A 6655-nucleotide genomic window follows, 5' to 3' on the forward strand; every position below is an offset into this window, starting at 1 on the left:
GGGGGGGGGGGGGGGGGGGGGGGGGGGGGGGGGGGGGGGGGGGGGGGGCCCCGCCCCCCCCCCCCCCGGCGAGCGCAGCGGTCGGCACTCAGAACCAGCGCTGGAACAGCTCCACCGTATAGCCCACCAGTTGCCCCGAACTGAAGCCGAAGAAGGCGATGGCCACCACGCCGGCAATCCAGTTGAACAGCATCAGCGCGCCATCGCGTTCCAGCAGCGCCAGTGCGAACAGCAGCAGCTGGAAGCCGAACAGGAAGTTGGTGAACGGGATCGGCAGCGACAACAGCACGCCCAGCAGGACCAGCAGCAGGCCGGTGAATGCATGCGCCGGCAGCGGAACCAGCAGTTGCGGCATGCGCGGCGAGAGCATGCGGTCCAGCCGCCGCAGCGGCCGGTCGATGCGGTCCAGGAAGGTGTGCATGGTGCCGCGCTTCGGCCCGCGCCGGGCGATGAAGCCCGGCAGCCAGGGCTTGCGCCGGCAGAGCAGCATCTGCAGGCCGATCAAAACCACCAGCGGCCCGCTGACCGCGCCGCCCATGCCCGGGATCGGGATGAAGGAGGGCAGGATGGCCACGAACAGGAACACGCCGAAGGCGCTCTGCTGCAGGTCCTTGAGAATCTGCCCGAGGGGCATGTGCTCGGCCGGGTCACCGGAAGCGAACATCGCCAGCAGGGTACGGATGCCCTCGTTGCGGTAGATCGGGCGCTGCTCGCCCGATCCGTCGTCCGGCACGTGGTTCGGATCAGGCGGTGAGCTCATCGGCCTGCTCGTCGGACAGGGTGCGCAGCAGCAGCTTGTCCACGCGCGCACCGTCCAGATCGACCACCTCGAAGCGCCAGCCGGCCCAGTCGAAATACTCGCCCGCATGCGGGATGCGGCCGAAGTAGTGGATGCACATGCCGGCCAGCGTGTAGTAGTCGCCGTCCTCGGCATCAGGCAGTTCGTTGCTGCCGATCAGCTCGCGCAGGTCCTCGATCGGCAGCGAGCCGTCCACCAGCAGCGAGCCGTCCTCGCGGGTCACCACCAGCGCGTCCTCGTCGGCGTTTTCCACCGCCTGCAGGCGGCCGACCACCGCGCCCATCAGGTCGCTGATGGTCACCAGGCCCTGGATCTCGCCGTACTCGTCCACCACCAGCGCCATCGACTGCTGTTCCTCGCGGAAGATCTCCAGCAGCTTCATCGCGTGGGTGGATTCGGAAACGTACAGCGGCTCGCGCAGGGTCTGGAACAGCGCGTTGTCACCGCGCGCCATGCGCGTGGCCAGTGATTTCAGTTCCAGGATGCCGACCACGTCCATGTCGTTGTCGCGCAGTACCGGGTACCGCGAGAACTCGTGCTCGGCCATGATCTCCAGGTTGCGCTCCAGGCCGGCCTGGGTGTCGAGCCAGGCGATCCGGTTGCGCGGGGTCATCAGGCTGTCGGCAGTACGGTCGCCCAGGCGCATGACGCGGTTCATCATGTCGCGCTCGTGGGTATCGATCACGCCTGCCTCGTGGCTCTCGGCCACCAGCATGCGGATCTCTTCTTCGGTCACCTGCGCGGCTTCGTCCTGGCCCAGGCCCATCACCTTCAGCATCAGCTGGGTGGTCTTGGACAGCAGCCAGACGAAGGGCAGGGCCAGCTTGGCCAGCCAGCTCATCGGCATGGCCACCAGGCCGGCGATGGCCTCCGACCGGGTCAGGGCCAGGCGCTTGGGGACCAGCTCGCCGAAGATCAGGGTGATGAAGGTGATCAGGCTGACGGCCAGCACGGTGCCGATCTTGCCGGCATAGGCGAAGCCGGGCATCAGCCCCTCGATCCATCCGCCGAAGGCTTCGCCCAGCGCTTCACCGCCCAGATAGCCGGTCAGGACGCCGATGACGGTGATGCCGATCTGCACGGTGGACAGGAAGCTTTCCGGCTTCTCGGAGAGCTCCAGCGCCTTGGCGGCGCGTTTGGACGTGGCGGCCATCTGCTTCAGGCGGCTCTTGCGCGAGGTCATGACCGACATCTCGGACATGGCGAAGAAGCCGTTCAGCAGAACAAGCGCGAAAACAATCAGGATCATTTCAAACACGGGCGTCGTCCCCGGTTGGTGGCAGGGAGGGCGGGTGCTTGCAGTGGCGGCAGGCGCTCAGGAACAGGGTCCGGCGCGGCGCAGGGGGGTAAGGGTCGTCGTCCATAAGGTGCGCCCGGGGGCGCGCTGGCATCTTAGCAAACGGCCATGGCTGGGTGGCAACTGCCTGTTCAGGTTGGGGGTTTCCACCCCCTCGTCGGGGGCGGGGATACCCGGAATGGTCATCTAGCCGTCATAATTCGTCCTGGTGCCGTCCTTCCCGCGACGGCTGACAGGTTTCTCAATGTTCTCTCTGCAGACCATTTTCGGTTCCGGCAAACAGTTCTACACCCTGCTTGATGAGGCTGCCGTCGCGGCCAACGACGCCGCCAAGGCGCTGCATCTGATGCTGCGCGAGGCCGACCGCCAGCCCGCGCTGGACGCCTTCAAGCTCGCCCGCCTGCGCGAGCGCGCGGCCTCGGACAAGATCAGCCAGGCGCTGGTGGACAGCTTCATGACCCCGATCGAGCGCGAGGACATCGAGGCGCTGGGTTCGGCGCTGTACAAGATCCCGAAGCAGATCGAGAAGTTCGCCGATCGCTATTCGCTGGCCACGACCCACCTGGAGCACATCGACTTCGCGCCGCGCGCGGCGATGCTGGAACAGGCTGCCGGCGTGGTGGTGGAGATGGTGGCCGACCTGCGCCACATGAACCTGGACCGGATGACCGCGCTCAACGAGAAGCTGCGCTCGCTGGAAAACGAGGCCGACCGCCTGATGCTCGAGCTGTACCGCGACATCTATTCGGGCCGCCTGGACAACCTGCAGATGTTCCTGCTGAAGGAATTCTTCGAGATCCTGGAAAAGGCCATCGACCGCTGCCGCGAGGCCGGCGTGGTGGCGTACCAGATCGTGTTGAAGAACAGCTGACGGACGCCGCCGCATGTTGACCCTTGTCCTGGTGGTGATCCTGGCCGCGCTCGTCTTCGAGTTCATCAACGGCTTCCACGACACCGCCAATTCCATTGCCACCGTGGTGGCGACCAAGGTGCTCTCGCCCGGCTGGGCGGTGATGCTGGCCGCGGTCATGAACCTGATCGGCGCGCTGACCGGCACCGCGGTCGCGCTGACCATCGCCTCCGGCCTGCTCAACACCAACGTCGTGGAGGTCACCCCGCAGGTGATCCTGTGCGCGCTGCTGGGCGGCATCATCTGGAACCTGATCACGTGGTGGAAGGGCCTGCCGTCCTCCTCCTCGCACGCCCTGATCGGCGGCCTGTGCGGCGCCGGCCTGGCCGCGGCCCACAACAACTGGGATGCGCTGATCTGGTCCGAGCGCCTGGGCAGCTGGGCGCAGAACAAGGGCCTGCTGTGGAAGGTGTTCGTGCCGATGATCACCTCGCCGATCGCCGGTTTCCTGCTCGGCATCGTGGTGATGGTGCTGCTGTGGGGCCTGATCGCCGGCCTGGCCAGGATCGGTGGTGCCATCGGCCGCCTGGCCCGCCCGCGCATCGTCAACGCGTTCTTTGGCAAGGCCCAGATCGCCTCGGCGGCCTACATGGGCTTTGCCCACGGCCACAACGATGCGCAGAAAACCATGGGCATCATCGCCATGACGCTGATCGGTGCCGAAGCCACCGGTGCGTTGAACGACCTGCCGTCGTGGCTGGCCTTCATGCACCCGGACGCGCACGCCGGTGACGGCATCGCGATGTGGATCGTGCTGACCTGCGCGGTGGTGATGGCTGCCGGTACCGCCTCGGGCGGCTGGAAGATCATCAAGACGCTGGGCCACAAGATGGTCAAGCTGCACCCGATCCACGGCTTCGCCGCGGAGACCAGCTCGGCCACCATCCTGACCATGGCCGCCCACTTCGGCATGCCGGTCTCGACCACCCACAGCATCTCCACCGCCATCATGGGCGTCGGCTTCGCCAAGAACCCGCGTTCGCTGAAGTTCGGCGTGATCGAGCGCATCGTCTGGGCCTGGATCCTCACGATCCCCGCCGCCGGCGGCTGCGCGTACCTGATCCTGAAGCTGTTCGAGCTGTTCGGCTGGACCTGAGGCCAGCAGCCCGATAAACGAAAAAGCCCGCCGGATTCCGGCGGGCTTTTTTCATGGGCAAGGGATTCTTCCGTGCCCATCGTGCCGACCAACGGTCGGCACCCACCAACAGACAGCGCCCGGAAACTCGCCAACCCACGGATATCCCGCTGTTGCTTTTGAGGTTGCCGGCCAGCGGCCGGCACTACCGCGGGTGCCGGGCCGCAGGCCCGGCCACCACTACCACCCCTCAGTTGCGCTGGAACAGCGCCTGCACATCCTTCCGGAACGCCGCCTGGCTGTCCGCCCGGCTGTAGAACATGTGCCCGCCCGGATAGCTGCGCACCTGCACCCGGTCCGGGTTGCTGCCCATCGCCGGCATCTGGTCCACCGTCAGGATCGACCCCATGAACGGACACGACAGGTCGTTCCAGCCATGCACGATCAGCACCTGCAGGTGCGGATCGATCGCCACGGCCTGGCGCAGCTGGGTCACCGCCCCTTGGCGCAGCTCGCCACCGCGGTCCCACAGCCGGTTCACGTCGTAGTTCAGCGCCTGGTAGCGCGCATCGACCTTCCACCCGACCACGCGCGTCACGAAGTCGACCATCGCCGTGGTGGTCGGCGCGATGATGCTGTCCAGCAGCGGATCGTTGGCGCGCTGTTCCGGATCGTTCGGGAACGGGTCGAACGCGGTCACGTTGGAGTCGTAGCGGCTGCCCAGCGTGCCCTTGTCGCGGAACACCTCGCGCAGGTAAGCCTGGGTTTCCAGACGGCCACCGGCGCGGCGCACGAACTGCGGGTCCAGCCCGGTCAGCTCGGTCACCCGGCGCAGCATCGCCTCGGTCGCCTGCGGATCGCTGCGGCCCTTCATCAGCGCCGTGGCGTAGTCACCACGCGTGTATTCCACCACCTCGCGCATGGCCGCATCGGTCAGCTTGCCCTGGCGCTCCAGGTGCGCCGCGGCGATGGACGGCAACGTCTGCATCCACGCCATCGGCGAAACATCGGCGTTGTCTTCCAGGGTCGGGCTCAGGTACGGCGATACCAGCACCAGGCCGTTCATCGCCACGCCCAGGCGCGTCTGCAGGTAATGGGTGATGCGCGGGCCACGGTAGCCGCCGTAGCTTTCGCCGGTCAGGTACTTGCGCGCGCCCATGCGCTGGTTGCGCAGCAGCCAGTCGTAGATCGAGCGTGACAGGTACTCGATGTCGGCGCTGGGGTTGTACAGCTGCTTCTTCGCTTCATCATCGCTGATGCGCGCGCGGCTGAAACCCGTGCCGACCGGATCGATGAACACCAGGTCGGTGAAATCCAGCCAGGTGCCAGGGTTGTCGTGCAGGGTGGCCGGTGCCGAGGCACTGTCGCCTTCCGAGCCGAAGGTGACCACCTTGGGCCCGATCGCGCCCATGTTGAGGTAGACCGAAGATGCGCCGGGGCCGCCATTGAGGGCGAAGGTCACCGGGCGGTCCTTGCCGGGCATCGTGTAGGCGGTGAACACCACATCGGCGATCACCTTGCCCTTCTCGTCGCGCACCGGCAGGGTGCCGACGGTGGCGGTGTAGTCGAGGGTGCGGCCGGCCAGGTGCATGCTCTGGCGGGCGGAGGCATCGGCCGGCAGCGCGGGCGCTTCGGTCTTTTCCTCCTTGGTGTCGGGCTTGGATTCGGCGGCCGATGCGGTGAAGGCGCAGGCAGGGGCAACGAGCAGGCCGGCGCAGAGCGCGGCGATGTGCAGCAGGGACTTCATGGCACCAGGACGGTAGCGGAAGAGGATCCCGATGCTAGGCCGCCGCCCGGCGCACCGTATGTGTCCAAAGGCATGGCCGCCGGTGCTGGCCCGTTGCGGCCAGATTCGGTCAAGCGGGCAGGGCGCTCCGTGCCTCGTCGTCGGCCAGCAGGCCGTACACGGCCGAATCGGACAACTCGCCCTGGATGCGCCAGCGCTGGCGCAGCACGCCTTCCAGGTGGAAGCCCAGGCGATCGAGTACGTGTGCGGAGGGCTGGTTGCGCGGGTCGATCTCCGCTTCCACCCGATGCAGGCCCAGCGTCTCGAACAGATAGGCGAGCAGGTGCTGCAGCGCTTCGTGCATGTAGCCCTGGCCCTGCTTGCCGGGGGCCAGCAGGTAGCCGATCTCGGCGCGTGCGGCGTCACGGTCCAGCGCGAACACCACGCAGATGCCCAGCAACGGGCCTTCCGGCGATTCGCGCACGGCCAGCTTGAGCTGGGTGCCGGTGGTGTGCGCGGCGAGGTCGTCGTCGATCTGCGCGCGGGCTTCGGTCGGTCGCGTCCACGCCGGATGATTCCAGAAGCGCATCACGTCCGGGTCGGACTGCAGGGCGAACAGGGCGGCCGCATCGTCACGGCGGATCGGGCTCAGGACCAGGCGCGCGCTGTGCAGCGGCAGTCCCGGGAACAGCAGCGAATGGCTGGCCAATACGAGGGTCCACGCAGAGAGATGCGCATTATGGCGCCGCTGGGTTTGCCGATGGGGGCGTGATGTCCGGGGGGCATCAACCGGTAGTGGGGGGGGGGGGGGGGGGGGGGGGGGGGGCCGCCCCCCGCCCCCCCCGCCC

Annotated in this window: 6 protein-coding genes; 2 read left to right on the forward strand and 4 right to left on the reverse strand. The window is 67.4% G+C overall.

Annotated elements, in window-relative coordinates:
* Positions 1-88: 88 nt before the first annotated feature.
* A complete protein-coding gene (locus IAE41_RS21490) occupies positions 89-760 on the reverse strand; it encodes an exopolysaccharide biosynthesis protein (RefSeq protein ID WP_200734493.1) in 672 nt (223 codons plus the stop codon).
* A complete protein-coding gene (locus tag IAE41_RS21495; RefSeq protein WP_079221422.1) occupies positions 744-2048 on the reverse strand; it encodes a hemolysin family protein in 1305 nt (434 codons plus the stop codon). Before IAE41_RS21495 ends, IAE41_RS21490 begins: the two co-directional genes overlap by 17 nt.
* 292 nt (positions 2049-2340) lie before the next feature.
* Here IAE41_RS21495 and IAE41_RS21500 point away from each other — a divergent pair, with 292 nt between their 5' ends.
* Entirely contained in the window at positions 2341-2967 is a 627-nt protein-coding gene (locus IAE41_RS21500) for a DUF47 family protein (protein ID WP_200734494.1), read from the forward strand.
* A gap of 13 nt (positions 2968-2980) precedes the next feature.
* Entirely contained in the window at positions 2981-4102 is a 1122-nt protein-coding gene (locus tag IAE41_RS21505; RefSeq protein WP_200734495.1) for an inorganic phosphate transporter, read from the forward strand.
* A gap of 229 nt (positions 4103-4331) precedes the next feature.
* Here IAE41_RS21505 and IAE41_RS21510 read toward each other — a convergent pair whose 3' ends face one another.
* Both IAE41_RS21510 and IAE41_RS21515 read right to left on the reverse strand, forming a co-directional pair.
* Positions 4332-5828 (reverse strand): S10 family peptidase, encoded by a 1497-nt coding sequence (locus IAE41_RS21510; protein ID WP_200734496.1) that lies wholly within the window; start codon positions 5826-5828, stop codon positions 4332-4334.
* Positions 5829-5937: 109 nt separating this feature from the next.
* On the reverse strand, positions 5938-6516 hold the full coding sequence (locus tag IAE41_RS21515) for a GNAT family protein (protein ID WP_200734497.1): 579 nt from the start codon (positions 6514-6516) through the stop codon (positions 5938-5940).
* Positions 6517-6655 lie beyond the last annotated feature (139 nt).

This window comes from Stenotrophomonas sp. S39 (assembly GCF_016624665.1).
GTDB lineage: Bacteria > Pseudomonadota > Gammaproteobacteria > Xanthomonadales > Xanthomonadaceae > Stenotrophomonas.

Coding starts and splice junctions, on each gene's coding strand:
- IAE41_RS21500 (WP_200734494.1), top strand. CDS start 2,341: ATGTTCTCTCTGCAGACCATTTTCGGTTCCGGCAAACAGTTCTACACC.
- IAE41_RS21490 (WP_200734493.1), bottom strand. CDS start 760: ATGAGCTCACCGCCTGATCCGAACCACGTGCCGGACGACGGATCGGGC.
- IAE41_RS21505 (WP_200734495.1), top strand. CDS start 2,981: ATGTTGACCCTTGTCCTGGTGGTGATCCTGGCCGCGCTCGTCTTCGAG.
- IAE41_RS21510 (WP_200734496.1), bottom strand. CDS start 5,828: ATGAAGTCCCTGCTGCACATCGCCGCGCTCTGCGCCGGCCTGCTCGTT.
- IAE41_RS21495 (WP_079221422.1), bottom strand. CDS start 2,048: ATGATCCTGATTGTTTTCGCGCTTGTTCTGCTGAACGGCTTCTTCGCC.